General features: G+C 64.4%; 16 protein-coding genes and 3 tRNA genes. 13 read left to right on the top strand and 6 right to left on the bottom strand.

What is annotated here, in order from left to right:
- Positions 1-2 precede the first annotated feature (2 nt).
- The 4 genes from recO to nagZ are packed head-to-tail and all read left to right on the top strand — an operon-like array spanning position 3 to position 3,148.
- A complete protein-coding gene (gene recO / locus BTHE68_RS09085) occupies positions 3-896 on the top strand; it encodes a DNA repair protein RecO (RefSeq protein WP_162066041.1) in 894 nt (297 codons plus the stop codon).
- Positions 893-1,666, top strand: a complete 774-nt coding sequence (gene pdxJ, locus BTHE68_RS09080; protein ID WP_162066040.1) for a pyridoxine 5'-phosphate synthase — start codon at positions 893-895, stop codon at positions 1,664-1,666. Before recO ends, pdxJ begins: the two co-directional genes overlap by 4 nt.
- A 9-nt stretch (positions 1,667-1,675) precedes the next feature.
- The gene (gene acpS / locus BTHE68_RS09075; RefSeq protein WP_162066039.1) at positions 1,676-2,080 is read left to right on the top strand and encodes a holo-ACP synthase; all 405 of its coding nucleotides are present in this window, start codon (positions 1,676-1,678) and stop codon (positions 2,078-2,080) included.
- 39 nt (positions 2,081-2,119) lie between these two features.
- Complete coding sequence (nagZ, locus tag BTHE68_RS09070) at positions 2,120-3,148, top strand: beta-N-acetylhexosaminidase (protein ID WP_162066038.1); 1,029 nt, start codon at positions 2,120-2,122, stop codon at positions 3,146-3,148.
- Positions 3,149-3,206: 58 nt separating this feature from the next.
- Here the strand turns inward: nagZ and BTHE68_RS09065 are convergent, their stop codons facing one another.
- The 3 genes from BTHE68_RS09065 to efp all read right to left on the bottom strand — a co-directional run bounded on the left by BTHE68_RS09065 (position 3,207) and on the right by efp (position 5,931).
- On the bottom strand, positions 3,207-4,604 hold the full coding sequence (locus BTHE68_RS09065; protein ID WP_061179080.1) for a sigma-54-dependent transcriptional regulator: 1,398 nt from the start codon (positions 4,602-4,604) through the stop codon (positions 3,207-3,209).
- Between the two features lie 159 nt (positions 4,605-4,763).
- Positions 4,764-5,108, bottom strand: coding sequence for a BON domain-containing protein (locus BTHE68_RS09060; protein WP_162066839.1), 345 nt, complete (start codon positions 5,106-5,108; stop codon positions 4,764-4,766).
- Between the two features lie 265 nt (positions 5,109-5,373).
- Positions 5,374-5,931, bottom strand: a complete 558-nt coding sequence (efp, locus tag BTHE68_RS09055) for an elongation factor P (RefSeq protein WP_061179078.1) — start codon at positions 5,929-5,931, stop codon at positions 5,374-5,376.
- Between the two features lie 30 nt (positions 5,932-5,961).
- On the opposite strand from efp, the gene BTHE68_RS09050 reads away from it, so the two are divergent.
- Positions 5,962-6,138: a hypothetical protein gene (locus BTHE68_RS09050; protein WP_162066037.1), complete on the top strand. Its 177-nt coding sequence runs from the start codon at positions 5,962-5,964 to the stop codon at positions 6,136-6,138.
- A gap of 59 nt (positions 6,139-6,197) precedes the next feature.
- Here BTHE68_RS09050 and earP read toward each other — a convergent pair whose 3' ends face one another.
- Positions 6,198-7,355: an elongation factor P maturation arginine rhamnosyltransferase EarP gene (gene earP, locus BTHE68_RS09045; RefSeq protein WP_162066036.1), complete on the bottom strand. Its 1,158-nt coding sequence runs from the start codon at positions 7,353-7,355 to the stop codon at positions 6,198-6,200.
- Positions 7,356-7,458: 103 nt separating this feature from the next.
- Between earP and uvrC the strand changes: the two genes are divergently transcribed.
- The 6 genes from uvrC to BTHE68_RS09015 all read left to right on the top strand — a co-directional run bounded on the left by uvrC (position 7,459) and on the right by BTHE68_RS09015 (position 11,390).
- Positions 7,459-9,513, top strand: coding sequence for an excinuclease ABC subunit UvrC (gene uvrC, locus BTHE68_RS09040; protein WP_162066035.1), 2,055 nt, complete (start codon positions 7,459-7,461; stop codon positions 9,511-9,513).
- Positions 9,514-9,621: 108 nt separating this feature from the next.
- Positions 9,622-10,218: a CDP-diacylglycerol--glycerol-3-phosphate 3-phosphatidyltransferase gene (pgsA, locus tag BTHE68_RS09035; protein ID WP_162066034.1), complete on the top strand. Its 597-nt coding sequence runs from the start codon at positions 9,622-9,624 to the stop codon at positions 10,216-10,218.
- 162 nt (positions 10,219-10,380) lie between these two features.
- Positions 10,381-10,456 (top strand) — tRNA-Gly (locus BTHE68_RS09030).
- Between the two features lie 83 nt (positions 10,457-10,539).
- Positions 10,540-10,615: transfer RNA gene (locus tag BTHE68_RS09025), tRNA-Gly, on the top strand.
- A 79-nt stretch (positions 10,616-10,694) separates the two neighbouring features.
- A tRNA-Cys gene (locus tag BTHE68_RS09020) sits at positions 10,695-10,768 on the top strand.
- Positions 10,769-10,895: 127 nt separating this feature from the next.
- Positions 10,896-11,390: a GNAT family N-acetyltransferase gene (locus BTHE68_RS09015; RefSeq protein WP_162066033.1), complete on the top strand. Its 495-nt coding sequence runs from the start codon at positions 10,896-10,898 to the stop codon at positions 11,388-11,390.
- Here the strand turns inward: BTHE68_RS09015 and BTHE68_RS09010 are convergent.
- Both BTHE68_RS09010 and BTHE68_RS09005 read right to left on the bottom strand, forming a co-directional pair.
- Positions 11,385-12,254: a cytochrome c oxidase assembly protein gene (locus BTHE68_RS09010; RefSeq protein WP_162066032.1), complete on the bottom strand. Its 870-nt coding sequence runs from the start codon at positions 12,252-12,254 to the stop codon at positions 11,385-11,387. The genes BTHE68_RS09015 and BTHE68_RS09010 overlap by 6 nt on opposite strands.
- 2 nt (positions 12,255-12,256) lie before the next feature.
- Positions 12,257-12,892, bottom strand: a complete 636-nt coding sequence (locus BTHE68_RS09005) for an SCO family protein (RefSeq protein WP_162066031.1) — start codon at positions 12,890-12,892, stop codon at positions 12,257-12,259.
- Between the two features lie 279 nt (positions 12,893-13,171).
- Between BTHE68_RS09005 and otsB the strand changes: the two genes are divergently transcribed.
- Both otsB and otsA read left to right on the top strand, forming a co-directional pair.
- On the top strand, positions 13,172-13,924 hold the full coding sequence (otsB, locus tag BTHE68_RS09000; RefSeq protein WP_162066030.1) for a trehalose-phosphatase: 753 nt from the start codon (positions 13,172-13,174) through the stop codon (positions 13,922-13,924).
- On the top strand, positions 13,921-15,303 hold the full coding sequence (gene otsA / locus BTHE68_RS08995) for an alpha,alpha-trehalose-phosphate synthase (UDP-forming) (protein WP_162066029.1): 1,383 nt from the start codon (positions 13,921-13,923) through the stop codon (positions 15,301-15,303). The genes otsB and otsA overlap by 4 nt, the downstream gene beginning before the upstream one ends.
- Positions 15,304-15,308: the final 5 nt, after the last annotated feature.

Below are 15,308 nucleotides of genomic sequence, written 5' to 3'. Positions count from 1 at the left end.
GCATGGACGACGGCACGAACGACGCCCGGATGATTCCGCCGCCCGCCGATGATCGACCCGACGACGATTTCGACGCGGACGAGCGCCCGGCCGCGCGCGCGGTGCCGAAGCGCAAGCGGGCGTCGCCGTCGACGTCGCCCAGCGACGGTGGAGAGAAGCGGCCGCGCGCCGCGCCGCGCTCCGACTTTCGTATCGCCGAGCAGCCGGGCTTCGTGCTGCATAGCTATCCGTATCGCGAGACGAGTCTCATCATCGACGTGTTTTCGCGTGATTTCGGCCGGGTCGCGCTCGTCGCGAAGGGCGCGAAACGTCCGCATTCCGCGTTGCGCGGCGTGTTGCAGACGTTTCAGCCGCTCGGGCTGTCGTGGTCCGGCAAGGGCGAAGTCCGCACGCTGACGACTGCCGAATGGGTCGGCGGCATGCTGCCGCTGACCGGCGATGCGTTGCTCTGCGGCTTCTACGTGAACGAACTGCTCGTGAAGTTCTGCGCGCGCGAGGACGCGCATCCGGCGCTCTTCAATCACTACGTGCTGACGCTCTCGCGTCTTGCGCACGACGAGCCCGCCGTGCACGTGCTGCGTTCGTTCGAGCGCGTGCTGTTGCGCGAAACCGGCTATGCGATGAACCTCACGCGCACCGTCACGCGCCAGCCGGTCGTGGCCGAAGGCCGCTATGTCTTCGATCCCGACCGCGGCGTGCGCGAAGCGTCCGACGATTTTCCCGGCCAGTGGCCGGTGATTTCGGGACAGACGCTCATCGACATGGAACGCGACGACACCAGCAGCCCGCAGACGGCCGTGCAGAGCAAGACGCTGATGCGCTTCCTGCTCAACCATTACCTGGGCGGCGCGCCGCTCGCCACCCGTCAGATACTGATCGACCTGCAAAAACTATGAGCTTCTTTCTCTCGTCGCCTGCGAGCGTGATCGATCTGGGCGTGAACATCGATCACGTCGCCACCTTGCGCAATGCGCGCGGCACGTCCTATCCCGATCCGATCCGCGCGGCGCTCGCCGCCGAGGAAGCGGGCGCCGACGCCATCACGCTGCACTTGCGCGAGGATCGCCGCCATATCGTCGATGCCGATGTGCGCACGCTGCGGCCGCTGCTCAAGACGCGCATGAATCTCGAATGCGCGGTGACGCGCGAGATGCTCGACATCGCCTGCGAGATCAGGCCGCACGATGTCTGCCTCGTGCCGGAAAAGCGCCAGGAAGTGACGACCGAAGGCGGCCTCGATGTCGCGGGTCAGTTCGAGGAAGTGAAGGCCGCGTGCAGGCAACTCGCCGATGCGGGCGCGCGCGTGTCGCTTTTCATCGATCCGGACGAGACGCAGATTCGCGCCGCGCACGAAGCGGGCGCGCCCGTCATCGAGCTGCACACGGGCCGGTATGCCGAAGCGCACGATGAAGCCGAACAGCAACGCGAGTTCGAGCGCGTCGCGGCGAGCGTCGATTTCGGCAACGCGCTCGGGCTGAAGGTCAACGCCGGGCACGGCCTGCACTACACGAACGTGCAGGCGATCGCCGCGCTGCCGGGCATCGTCGAGCTGAATATCGGGCACGCGATCGTCGCGCATTCGATCTTCGCGGGCTGGGACAACGCCGTGCGCGAGATGAAGGCGATTATGGTCGCGTCGCGTCTCGCGTCGATCCACGCACGCTGAGCGCACGTCATGGCGATCTACGGAATCGGCACGGACGTCGTGCAGGTGAGCCGCGTTGCGGCGGTGATGAAACGCACGAAAGGGCGGTTCGCCGAAAAGGTGCTCGGACCCGACGAATTGCGCATCTATCACGCGCGCAACGCGCGCTCGGAAGTGCGCGGGATCGCGTTTCTCGCGACGCGCTTTTCGGCCAAGGAAGCCTTCTCGAAGGCGATCGGCCTCGGCATGCGCTGGCCGATGACCTGGCGCGCGCTGCAAACCCTCAACGAGCCGAGCGGCAAGCCGATGATCGCCGCATCCGGCGAACTGGCCGACTGGCTCGCGCAACGCGGCATCACCGCGAAGGTCACGGTGAGCGACGAACGCGACTACGCGGTGTCGTTCGTGATCGCGGAAGTGCCCGATCGCACCTGAATTCAATCAATCAACGCACAAGAAAGCCAATTGAATCCGATGAAACGCACTCCCGGGCCCGTCATGTTCGACGTCGCCGGCACGAAGCTGACCGATGCGGATATCGAGCGCATCGTGCATCCGATGACCGGCGGCATTATTCTTTTCGCGCGGCATTTCGAGGACCGCGCCCAACTCGTCGCGCTGACCGATGCGATCCGCGCGGTGCGTGACGACATCCTGATCGCCGTCGATCACGAGGGCGGGCGCGTGCAGCGCTTTCGCACCGACGGCTTCACCGTGCTGCCCGCGCCGGGCAAGCTGGGCGAGCTGTGGGACCGCGACGTGCTCGCCGCGACCAAGGCCGCGACCGCGTTCGGCTACGTGCTCGCGGCGGAGTTGCGCGCGTGCGGCATCGACATGAGCTTCACGCCGGTGCTCGATCTGAACTACGGACAGTCGAAGGTGATCGGCGATCGCGCGCTGCACAGCGATCCGCGCGTCGTGACGATGCTCGCCAAGAGCCTGAATCACGGCCTCGCGCTCGCCGGCATGGCGAACTGCGGCAAGCACTTTCCGGGACACGGCTTTGCCGAAGCCGATTCGCACGTCGCGCTGCCGACCGACGATCGCCCGCTCGACGAAATTCTCGCCGCCGACGTGCGTCCGTACGACTGGCTCGGCATGTCGCTGGCGTCGGTAATTCCGGCGCACGTGATCTACACGCAGGTCGACGACAAACCCGCTGGTTTCTCGCGCATCTGGCTGCAGGACATCCTGCGCGGCAAGCTCGGCTTCAATGGCGCGATCTTCAGCGACGATCTGTCGATGGAAGCGGCGCGTGCGGGCGGCACGCTGACGGAGGCCGCCACGGCGGCGCTCAAGGCGGGTTGCGATGTGGTGCTGATCTGCAATCAGCCGGACGAGGCGGGTAAGGTGCTCGAGCAGTTGCGTTTCACGCCGTCGAAGGCCTCCGTGCAGCGTGTTCGGCAGATGCGTCCGCGTGGGAAGGCGCTGCGGTGGAGCAAGTTGCAGGGGCATGCCGACTATCAGGCGGCGCGGGCGCTCGTCAAGGAGATGCTCGGCTGAGCGTGCTGAACGAAAAAGCCACGGAGACCGTGGCTTTTTTTCTAACTGGAGCCGCCCATCACGACGATTCCAGCTTCATCCTCTGCAACTTGTTATAGAGCGTCTTCGGACTGATGCCGAGCAGCGTCGCCGCACGATGCCGCGTGCCACCGACCGCTTCGAGCGTCGCACGAATCAGCATATCCTCGACATCCGCGAGCGCGGTTCCCACCGTCACCTGCACGCTGCTGCCGTTCAGCCCGCGTCCGCCGAGGCCGCCCGGTTCGTCCACGCGCAGCGTCTCGATAGTCTCGCCCGACGCGTGATAAGCGCGTCTCACCCGCTCGCGCATCTCGCGCACATTGCCCGGCCATTCGTTGACGATGCACTCGCGGATGAACGCCGGACTGATGCGCTTCGGTGACCCGCTCGTGATCCCGGCGATATGATTCTCGCGATTCAGTTCGTCGACGAGCGTTTCCGCGATCAACGCGATATCGTCGTCGCGTTCGCGCAGCGGCGGCAGCATGATCGACGAAGCCGACAGACGCTGGAACAGATCCTCGCGCATCGCGCCGCTCGCGACCGCCTCGCGCATCGGCATGCGGGACGCGGCGATGAGCCGGAAGTCCGTCATGATGCGGTTGCTGCCGCCGACGCGCATGAAGGTTTGCGAATCGAGCGCGCGCAACAGCGCTTCCTGTTGCGCAGACGGCAGCGAATCGATCTGATCGAGGAACAGCGTGCCGCCGCCGGCCTGTTCGAGCAGGCCCGGCTCGCGATTCTCCGCGCCCGCGAACGCGTTGCGCTCGTGGCCGAACAGCACGCTTTCCATCGAACGCTGCGAGCCGTCGGCGGCAGTGCGCTGCGCGGAGCAGTCGAAGGTGATGAACGGGCCCTTGCGACGCCGGCTCAATTGATGAATCGTGCGCGCGGCGATCTTCTTGCCCGTGCCCGGCTCGCCGCAGATCATCACGGCGGCTTCGGTCGGGGCAGTGTGCTCGATCAGATCGTAGACGTGCTGCATGGCCGCGCTGCGCCCGATCATGTCGCCGAAATGGCCCAGTTCGCGCAGCGTCGAGCGCAGCGCCTGGACTTCCTCCGTGAGCTCGTACGGTCGCGGAATGCGCGCGAGCAGGCTGCGCAGACGCGGAATGTTCACGGGCTTCAGCAGATAGTCCCAGATGCCGTGCCGCAAGCCTTCGATCGCGCTTTCGACCGTCGCGTTGCCGGTCATCACGATGACGGGCAATGCGCCATCGGGCGGTTGCGAAGGCAGGCTCGGCAGCAGGTCGAGCCCGCTGCCGTCCGGCAGGTTCAGGTCGATCAGCACGACATCGGGGATAAAGCGCGTCAGTGCGGAGCGCGCCTCGGCGAGCGTCGTCGCGGTATCGACGGAAAAGCCGTCTGCCGTGAGGATCGCGGACAGGCCGGAGAGGCTATTGGGATCGTCTTCGACAATCAGTGCGTGTGGCATGGCGGACCAACGTATCAAAGTGGACTGTAATGCGCCGTCCCCTCCTGGGGCTCGAGCGTGTCGTAAGCGGAATACGGCGCCTCGTTCCGGCGTCTGGCGCGTGCCCCGCTGCGGTTTTTGTTCTGCGTCACTCGTTCGTCAACTTTCGCCGCGAGCGCTTCATTGCCGGACATGCAGATCGTTACTGACGGATTGCACGCCTGGAACGCCTCGCGTCACGGCAAGCGCTTTCTCAATCTGACCCTCCGAATTCACGTATCCCGACAGCTGCACGACACCTCGATACGTCGCGACGCTCATCGGCAAGGCCTTCAATTCCGGATCCGCGACGAGCGCGCTTTTCACGCGGGCAGCCAGCGTTGCGTCGTCGCTGGCGATTTCGCCGCCCGCGTTGGCGGTCGACGGAGCAGGCGTCGACTTGCAGCCTCCGGTGAAAGCCAGGGCAGCCGCCGCGAGCGCCGCGGCGATCAGAAACCGGCTTCGGATGAAAGGCGCGCTGTGCATGTCGGTTCCGAAATATTGATCTGCCTGACCGAGCAGAAATCGTGCCACGCAGTTAATTTTTCCGATGTATGCGATCCGCGTCGGTCCCGCGCCGAGGCGGGCGGCCATCGGTATCCGCATTAAAAGGGGAGGGAGCGGTAAAGTTTGCCTGAATTTGTCAAAAAATTCATGCAAAAGAAAAAGCGCCCGCGATGGGGCGCTTTTTCGATGTCAGCGTGAGCGGCGTGGTACGAGCCGCTGCGCTTACGGTGCAGTGTCGTAAGGCTTACGCGCGGCTGCGATATTCGTTCGTGCGAGTGTCGATTTCGATCTTGTCGCCGATATTGCAGAAGAGCGGCACTTGCAGTTCGAAACCGGTGTTCAGCTTGGCGGTCTTCAGCACCTTGCCCGACGACGTGTCGCCCTTCACGGCGGGTTCCGTGTAGACGATCTCGCGAACCAGCGTGGTCGGCAGTTCGACCGAGATGGCCTTCTCGTTGTAGAACACGACTTCGCACGCCATGCCGTCTTCGAGGTAGTTGAGCGCGTCGCCCATCATTTCGGCTTCGACTTCGAACTGGTTGTAGTCGGCGTCCATGAAGACGTACATCGGGTCTGCGAAGTACGAGTACGTCACTTCCTTGCGGTCGAGCATGACGACGTCGAACTTGTCGTCCGCCTTGTACACGGTTTCCATGCCGGCGGCCGTCAGCAGGTTCTTGAACTTCATCTTCACGACCGCGGAGTTGCGGCCCGACTTGTTGTACTCGGCGCGCTGCACGACCATGGCATCGCTGCCGATCATGACGACGTTGCCGACGCGGAGTTCTTGTGCGGTCTTCATAAAACTGGGTCCTGTACGAATGGATTTGGCTTGAATGCCTGGAATGAATCGATCGGACGGCGGCAGTGTCTCGGTTTTGCTGCCGCCGCCGCGCGAGAGTTCCTGCGCGAGGGACTCGCCCTCGGGCTGACTCAATCTGATTTGCGCGGCGCAATGTTGGCGATGCCGGAACTGCGACCTGCTTTCTCGGATAACCGCTTATTTTAACTGAGTTTTTGCTTATTTGGCCAGTCGGTCGGTGCTGGCGAAACGTGGCGGCGCATGATTCATCGAGCCATGCGCGAGGCGGCATGAGCGACGAGATTGCCCGCCAGATCGCCGATGCCGGCCAGCTCGAAGGCCCAGCGCGCCGCGCGCGTCTCGAGCGCCGGCCGATGGCCCCAGAACGCCGCCCAGTCCGGCACGCCCGCGCCATTCCATGCGTGCCAGAAGCGTGTGACCGCGTCGCGCGAGGGCGCGTCGAGCGTGTGCGTGTAATGCGCGAGCGCGGCGTCGAGCTTGGGCAAATGGGCGTCGTCGGCTTGCGGGTAGATGTGCCAGACGAACGGTTTGCCCGCCCATTGCGCGCGCACGAAGGAATCCTCGCCGCGCACGAAATTGATGTCGGCGGCCCAGAGCAGTTCGTCGAAACGAGGCTGTTCGACGAAGCCGAGCGCGTGCGCCTCCAGCGCGCCGGCGCGCGCCGACATGCCGGCCGCGAACCTCGGCAGACCGAAAAAGCGGGCGAGCGCGCCGGAGATACGGCCTTCGGGCACGAGCAGCACGACCGGCGCAGCGCCGTCGCGCCATTGCTCGAGCAGCGCGTCCACCGCCGGGTTTTCATACGCGAAGAGCGACACGACCGTCTGCTCTGCGCCCGGCCGCTCGATGCCGACACGCTCGCGCCACCACGCCGCTGCATCAAAGCGCTCGCGACGCGCATCGAGATCGCGCTCTTTCAGCACGCCGCCCGTGCCTTTGCCGAGCCCAGGAAAGAAGAAGCTCTTTTCGAGCGGATAACGCGGATGCGGCGACGGCCGCAGATGGAAATCCGCGACCCAGTCTTCGCCGCTCAGATATTCGAGATTGATCCACACGGGCTTCGGATCGCGCCGCGCCATCGCGGTGATGTACGCGTGCGGAAGTTCGCAGGCGAACGCTTCGATGACGACATCCGCGATGGCGAGCGTGTCGCCCGCGTGCGCGGGTTCGCGCCAGTGCTCGATCGCCACGCCCATGGCTTCCTGGCGCGCGAGCGTTGCATCGACGGCGGGGCAGAGCGCGTGGAACACCGTCAGATCGTCGACGAAAAGGCGCACGCGCCAGCCGTGCTCGGCGCGCAATTGCCGCGCGAGCCGCCAGCACACGCCGATGTCGCCGAAGTTGTCGACGACCGCGCAGAAGATGTCGCAGGCGAGTTCGGGTGCGGCTGGATGCGTAGTCATGAGGAGGAAGGCGCGCGGCGTAATGTTCTAAACTGGCGATTCTAAGATAACGCTCCCGGCACGGCTCACGCTCGTGCCGATGCCTTTCCGTCCCCCTTGCTGCATGACTGACACCGACGCCCCCCAACCGGATTTCGACCCGAAGAAGACGCTCGCGCAACTGCCGCATCTGCCCGGCGTATACCGTTACTACGACGGCGACGGCAGCGTGCTCTACGTTGGCAAGGCGCGCAATCTGAAGAAGCGCGTGTCGAGCTACTTCACGAAGACGCTGCATTCGCCGCGCATCGCGATGATGGTGACGCGCATCCGCAAGATCGAGACGACCGTCACGCGCTCCGAAGCCGAGGCGCTGCTGCTCGAAAACAATCTCATCAAGGCGCTCGCGCCGCGCTACAACATCCTGTTTCGCGACGACAAGTCGTATCCGTTCCTGAAGCTCACCGGCCACAAGTTTCCGCGCATGGCGTATTACCGCGGCGCGGTCGACAAGAAGAATCAGTACTTCGGCCCGTTCCCGAGCGCGTGGGCGGTGCGCGAGAGCATCCAGATCCTGCAGCGCGTATTTCAGTTGCGCACCTGCGAGGACTCGGTGTTCAACAATCGCACGCGGCCGTGTCTGCTGCATCAGATCGGCCGCTGCACCGCGCCGTGCACCGGGCTGATCACGGACGAGGATTACGCGCGGGACGTGTCGAACGCATCGCGCTTTCTGCTCGGCCGTCAGGGCGAAGTGATGAAGGAACTCGAGCAGAAGATGCACGCGTTCGCCGCCGATCTGAAGTTCGAGCAGGCCGCGGCGGTGCGCAACCAGATGAGCTCGCTTGCGACCGTGCTGCATCAGCAGGCGATCGAAGTGGGCGGCGAAAGCGACGTCGATATCCTCGCGGTCGTCGCGCTCGGCGGCAAGGTGTGCGTGAATCTCGCGATGGTGCGCGGCGGCCGGCATCTGGGCGACAAGGCGTATTTCCCGGCGCACGTCGAGAGCGCGATCGCCCTCGCCGATGAAGACGATCTGCCCGAGGTCGACGAAGCGATCGCAACGGATGTGGCGCCGGTGGAATCCGGGGCGGAAACCGAAACCGAAACCGAAACCGAACCACGCGAACGCGCGCTCGAATCCGAAGTGCTCGAAGCGTTCATGGCGCAGCATTACATCGGCAATCGCGTGCCGCCGGTGCTCGTCGTGAGTCATGCGCCGGCGAGCCGCGAACTCGTCGACCTGCTGACCGAGCAGGCGGGGCACAAGGTCACGCTGCTGCGTCAGCCGCAAGGACAGAAGCGCGCGTGGCTTTCGATGGCCGAAAACAACGCCAAGCTCGCGCTCGCGCGGCTTCTGTCGGAGCAGGGCTCGCAGCAGGCGCGCACGCGCTCGCTCGCCGAAACGCTTTCGATGGAAATGGACGATCTCGCGCAACTGCGCATCGAGTGCTTCGACATCAGTCATACGATGGGCGAGGCGACGCAGGCGTCGTGCGTCGTCTATCACCATCACAAGATGCAGTCGGGCGAATACCGCCGCTACAACATCACCGGCATCACGCCCGGCGACGACTACGCCGCGATGCGCCAGGTGCTGACGCGCCGCTACGAAAAGATGGTCGCGCAGGCCGCCGCGAACGCGAACGACGAAACCACGACCCTGCAACCCGACGACGCCGCCGATCCCAACGTCACGCCGGACGCCGCCGAGCCGGTCGCCGCGGGCGGCACGCTGCCGAACATCGTATTGATCGACGGCGGCAAGGGTCAGGTCGAGATCGCGCGGCAGGTGTTCGCCGAACTCGGTCTGGATCACGGCATGCTGGTGGGCGTCGCGAAGGGGGAAGGGCGCAAGGTCGGGCTCGAAACGCTCGTGTTCGCCGACGGCCGCGCCGCGCTCGAACTCGGCAAGGAAAGCGCCGCGCTGATGCTCGTCGCGCAGATTCGCGACGAGGCGCACCGGTTCGCCATCACCGGCATGCGCGCGAAGCGGGCGAAGGCGCGCCAGACCTCGCGGCTGGAGGAACTGGAAGGAGTGGGCGCGAAACGCCGGCAGCGTCTGCTGTCGCGCTTCGGCGGATTGCGCGGCGTGCAGGCGGCGAGCGTCGAGGACCTGGCGAGCGTCGAAGGCATTTCGCTCGCGCTCGCGCAACAGATCTATCGTCAGTTGCATTGAGCGGCACGGCCAGCTCACAGGCCAGCCGCGCGGCGCGTTGCCTTGTGAGCGCGGGATCGACGCGGCACAATGGCGGCTTCCTTACATGTCCCTCAACCGTATTCGCCCATGCCGTTCAATCTACCGATCTTCCTGACGTGGCTGCGAATCGTGCTGATTCCGCTCGTCGTGGGCGTGTTCTATCTGCCGGACATGATGATGAGCCCGGAGCATCGCAATCTGCTCGGCATGGTCATCTTCGTGCTCGCCGCGCTCACCGACTGGTTCGACGGCTTTCTCGCGCGCAAGCTCGATCAGACGTCCGCGTTCGGCGCGTTCCTCGATCCGGTCGCCGACAAGCTGATGGTCACCGCCGCGCTGCTCGTGCTCGTGCAGCTGGGGCGTCTGAATGCGGTGATCGCGCTCGTCATCGTCGGGCGCGAGATCACGATTTCGGCGCTGCGGGAATGGATGGCGCAGATCGGCGCTTCGAAAAGCGTCGCGGTCAATCAACTCGGCAAATTCAAGACCGTCTGCCAGATGGTCGCAATTCCGATGTTGCTGTTCTACGGCCCGCTCAAGTTCTCCGGCACGCAATGGATGATCGACACGCGCGTGTGGGGCTTGTGGCTCATCTACGTCGCGGCGGTCCTCACCGTCTGGTCGATGTTCTACTACATGAAGCTCGCGTGGCCGCAAATTCGCGAGCGCGGCGGCATGCTCTGACGCGCCGAACGAAGCACGAAAAGGTGATCGAGAAAAATTGCGTCGAACCAGAAAATTCCTCTCACAAAACAGTTGACAGCCCTCTTTAGCTTCTACATAATCTCGTTTCTCTGATGCACGGCGCGACGCAACAAGCACTGTAGCGGAAGAAAAGCAGCACATGCGGGAGTAGCTCAGTTGGTAGAGCGCAACCTTGCCAAGGTTGAGGTCGCGAGTTCGAGACTCGTCTCCCGCTCCAGATTTTGAAGGTTTCGGTGTCGTCGGCGCTGATCTGGCAAAGCGACATGAAGCATCGGAACCGGCAGTACGTTGCAGGATTTTGCGGGAGTAGCTCAGTTGGTAGAGCGCAACCTTGCCAAGGTTGAGGTCGCGAGTTCGAGACTCGTCTCCCGCTCCAGTCAAAGGGGAAGCCAAGCTTCCCTTTTTGTTTGGTGAACCAAGCCGGCCCCATGACCGGTTACACCAGAACCGCTTGTGGCGCGGTAGCAAAGCGGTTATGCAGCGGCCTGCAAAGCCGTTTAGACCGGTTCGACTCCGGTCCGCGCCTCCACTTGAAAAGCCCTGATCCGTCAGGGCTTTTTTCTTTTCCGGACCTTTTCCGGACGCCGGTGCTCAGCCGATTTTTGCGTCCGTTCGCCGCGCGGCATAATCTCCGTACTTCTGGCACACCGACTCTCATGACCGATCAACTCTCGCAACTCGAATGGCGCTGGAAGCGCTTCGACGACCTGACGACCGCCGAGGTCTACGACATGCTCGCCGCGCGCAGCGCCGTGTTCGTCGTCGAGCAGAACTGCGTGTATGGCGATATCGACGGGCTCGATGTCGATGCGTGGCATTTGCTCGCGTACGGCAAGGGAGACACGCGCCCGGCGCTCGCGGGTTACTTGCGCGTGCTGTTGCCGGGCTATCCGGGCGAGAGCGAGAAGGACGTGCGAATCGGCCGCGTGCTGACGACCGCCAACTTCCGTGGCCTGAAACTCGGCAGCGCGATGCTCGAACGCGCGCTCGAACACATCCTCGCGCAATGGCCCGATCAGCCGATCAGCCTGCACGCGCAGGCGCATTTGCAGCGTTTCTATGGCGCATTCGGCTTCGTGCCGTCGTCGGGGATTCATGATGAAGACGGCATTCCGCACGTGTGGATGCGCCGTCCCGGCTTCGGGTCATGAGGTCGCGGCCTTCGTCCCGCTGATTCGCACAGGCGCGTTGCGCTCGCTGCGCAGACGCGCACGCGCCGACAGCCGCAGCCAGTGGCGCAGCGCGATCAGCGCGCCGATCACGCTCATCATCGATCCGGGAATCCATAGCAGAAGGCCGCCGATCTGCTGATCGCGCATCGGCGTGATCCACGTGAACGCGCGGCCGCAGATCGAGTAGATCGGATACAGCTCGTGCGGCGTAAAGAAGATATACGCGCCGAGAATGATCTGCGGCGGGATCGCGGCGATCACCACCAGCACGCGTCTGCCGGGCGCGAGCCGCGCGGGCGGCGCGGGGCGCGGGTCCAGAATCAGCCACCAGAACAGCAGACCGTCGATCACCATGCTCCAGTTCATCACGCGATAGAGCCGGTAGTCGAGCATCGCCTTGAAGTGGATCGGCGAGAGCAGCCAGAAGTAGATCAGCCCGACGAACAGTGTGACCGCGATCACCGGGTTGAACACGATATCGAAGAACACGCGCGCGATGCGCGTCTGCGCGGCCGGCCGCAGCCAGCGCCGCCGCCACGCGAACGGAATGCCCGCGCGCAATGCCGCGCCGGGATGCGACAGCGCGATCAGAAACGGCCCGAGATGATGCAGCACGAGATGCTGCAAGCGATGCATGAAGAACTCGTGCTCGAAGAAATAATCGAGCCGCGTATGCAGCGCGACATAGAGCGCGCTCAGCCCGAACCAGAAAGCGATGCGCCGCGACACCGACACGCGCGCATGCCGCGCGCCGCGCGCAAACAGGATCGCGGCGACGAGCACGGCGATCACGACCGTCGGCGACGGTTCCCACGGATCGAGCCAGTACAGGAGCGTGCTCATCGTCAGGCGCCCTGCGCGTGAATCACGCGCTTCAGATCGCTCGCAATGGCGTCGATGGAATCGTGATCGGTCGCGAGCAGGCGCGCGTGACCGGCGGCATCGAAGAGATAGACGGCCGAGCTGTGCGTCACCTCGTACGCGCCGTCCGGATCGCGCTTTTCCATCTGATACGCCACGCGATAGCGCTGCGCGACCGATTCGATCGCGCGGTCCGTGCCCGTCAGGCCGACCGCGTGTTTGTCGTCGAAGGCGCGCACGTAGGATCGCAGGAGCGCGGGTGTATCGCGCGCGGGATCGACGGAGATGAACACGATGCGCGTCCGGTCCGCATCCGGCCCCACGCGCTGCAGCACCTGCATGAGGCGCGCCATCGTTTCAGGGCAGACATCGGGGCAATGCGTGTAGCCGAAGTAGACGAGCGTGGCCTTGCCCGCGAACGACTGGCCGGTGACGGGTGCTCCGCCATCGTCGACGAGCGAGAAGTCCAGGTCCGGCAAATGGCCCGATACGTCGGTCAGATGCCAGGGCTCGGCGGGTTTCGAGCAGGCGGCGAGCGCGCACAGCGAGGCCAGAGCAAACAGGTTGCGGAGCGTGCGCCTTGCGGGAAGTCTGGGAAGGGCGAGGAACGAAGCGTGCATCGGGGATCGCGTTGCAGGATGATTCAGTACGGGTCACGCCGCAAAATACACGCCTTTGGCCGCGCGGCGAGCGCATTATCTCGCTATCGGACTATTTTTGAGACGATTTGCCGCACGATTCAGGCTCATCGAAAGGGGATTCGGGCAAGGTTGTAAGCTAGGACCTTTCTTAACCGAAAGACCCCGCGCGGTAAGATGCGCAATCTTCACGCGCGACAGCGGCATCTCGAGCGGCGCCGTGCAACGCCACGAAACAGGCAAACTACAGGCTAAAGATCGATGCAAATTCTTCCCGATTCCCTGTCTCTTGCCGAGACCGCCTTTTTCTTCGATTTCGACGGCACGCTCGTCGAACTCGCCTCCACGCCCGACGGCATCTTCGTGCCGCGCTCGGTGCCCGACATCCTCGCCGCGCTCAGACGCGCGACCAACGGCGCGGTCGCGGTCGTGTCGGGACGCGGCATCGACAATATCGACTCGTTCCTGCAGATGGACGATTTGCCCGTCGCGGGCATGCACGGCGCGGAACGGCGCGATTCAAACGGCGACGTGCAGCGCATCGGCTTCAACGACGAGCGGCTGCTGCGCATGGAGCACGCGCTCGAAAAGGTCGTCAACGCGAATCCGGGCATGCTGCTCGAAATCAAGGGCGCGGCGCTGGCGCTGCACTATCGCAACGCGGCGGATCGCGAGCCGGTCGCGCGTGCGGCCACCGAGAAGCTCGTCGCGCAATACGCCGACGCCTACGTGTTGCAGCCGGGCAAGATGGTCTACGAGATCAAGCCGAAGGACGTCGACAAGGGACGCGCGGTGCGCGCGTACATGGCCGAGCCACCGTTCACGGGCCGCAAGCCCGTGTTCATCGGCGACGATCTCACCGATGAAAAGGGCTTCGCCGTGGTCAACGAGTTCGACGGCCTGTCCATCAAGATCGGCCCGGGCGATACGGTCGCGCGCGCGCGCATCGAATCGGTCGAATTGCTGCTCGACTGGCTGCAGGTGATCGCGGGCACGGCGGGGAAGCACGCGTGAGCCGGCTGATCATCGTATCGAACCGCGTGGCGCCGATTTCCGAAGGCGGACCCGCGGCGGGCGGCCTTGCCGTCGGCGTCTATGACGCGTTGAAGGAAACCGGCGGCATGTGGTTCGGCTGGAGCGGCGACGTGCTCACGACCACGCCCGACGGCATCAAGCTGGAAGAGCACGGGCCGGTGACCTTCGCGACCATCGGGCTCGTGCGGCGCGATTACGACCAGTACTATCGCGGTTTTTCCAACGCGACGTTGTGGCCCGCGTTTCACTATCGCCCGGACCTGATCGAGTTCGACCGGCACGAATACGACGGCTATTGCCGCGTGAACCGCTGGCTCGCCGAGCAGCTCGCGCCGCTGCTCAAGCCCGACGACGTGATCTGGGTGCACGACTATCACCTGATTCCGTTCGCGCAGGCGCTGCGACGCCTGGGCGTGAAGAACCGGATCGGCTTCTTCCTGCATATTCCGTTTCCTGCGGCGCAGATCCTGTTGAGCGTGCCGCGACATCGCGAACTGGTGGAGGCGCTGTGCGCGTTCGATCTGCTCGGCTTTCAGACCGAACCGGATCTGCGCGCGTTCTGCGATTACATCGAAACGGAAGCGGACGGCGTCTTGCTGCGCGACGGCGCGAAACCGGTCGAGGTGCGCGCGTTCGGCCAGACGCTGCGCGCGGCGGCGTATCCGATCGGCGTCTATCCCGACGAGATCGCCGCGCTCGCGAAGGACGGCGAAAGCGGGCGCGACGTCGAGATCGTCAAGTCGACGCTGCATCATCGCAAGCTCGTGATGAGCGTCGATCGGCTGGACTATTCGAAGGGTCTGGTCGAGCGCTTTCGCGCGTTCGAGCGTCTGATCGAGCACGATTCGCATCAGCGCAACAACGTGTCGTTCCTGCAGATCGCGCCGCCGACGCGCTCGGATGTCGATGCCTACCGCGACATCCGGCTGCAGCTCGAAGCGGAATCGGGCCGCATCAACGGCCGCTATGCCGAACTGGACTGGACGCCGATCCGCTATATCCATCGTCAGTACGAGCGGCCGGTGCTCGCGGCGTTGTTTCGCGAGGCCCATGTCGGCCTGGTCACGCCGCTGCGCGACGGTATGAATCTCGTCGCGAAGGAATATGTGTCGGCGCAGGATCCGGACGATCCCGGTGTGCTCGTGCTGTCGCAGTTCGCGGGCGCGGCGCGCGAGCTGACGGCGGCGCTGATCGTCAATCCGCTCGATGTCGACGGCATGGCCGATGCGCTCGCCACCGCGCTCAAGATGCCGCTCGCCGAGCGCCGCGCACGCTACGACGAGATGATGCAGCAGCTTCGCGACAACAACGTCTCCGTCTGGCGCGACAACTTCCTGCGCGATCTCAAGGCGCGTTGAACGTA

The sequence above is a fragment of the Burkholderia sp. THE68 genome (assembly GCF_009938265.1).
Lineage (GTDB): Bacteria > Pseudomonadota > Gammaproteobacteria > Burkholderiales > Burkholderiaceae > Caballeronia.
This window is presented reverse-complemented; position numbering and strand designations above follow the sequence as displayed.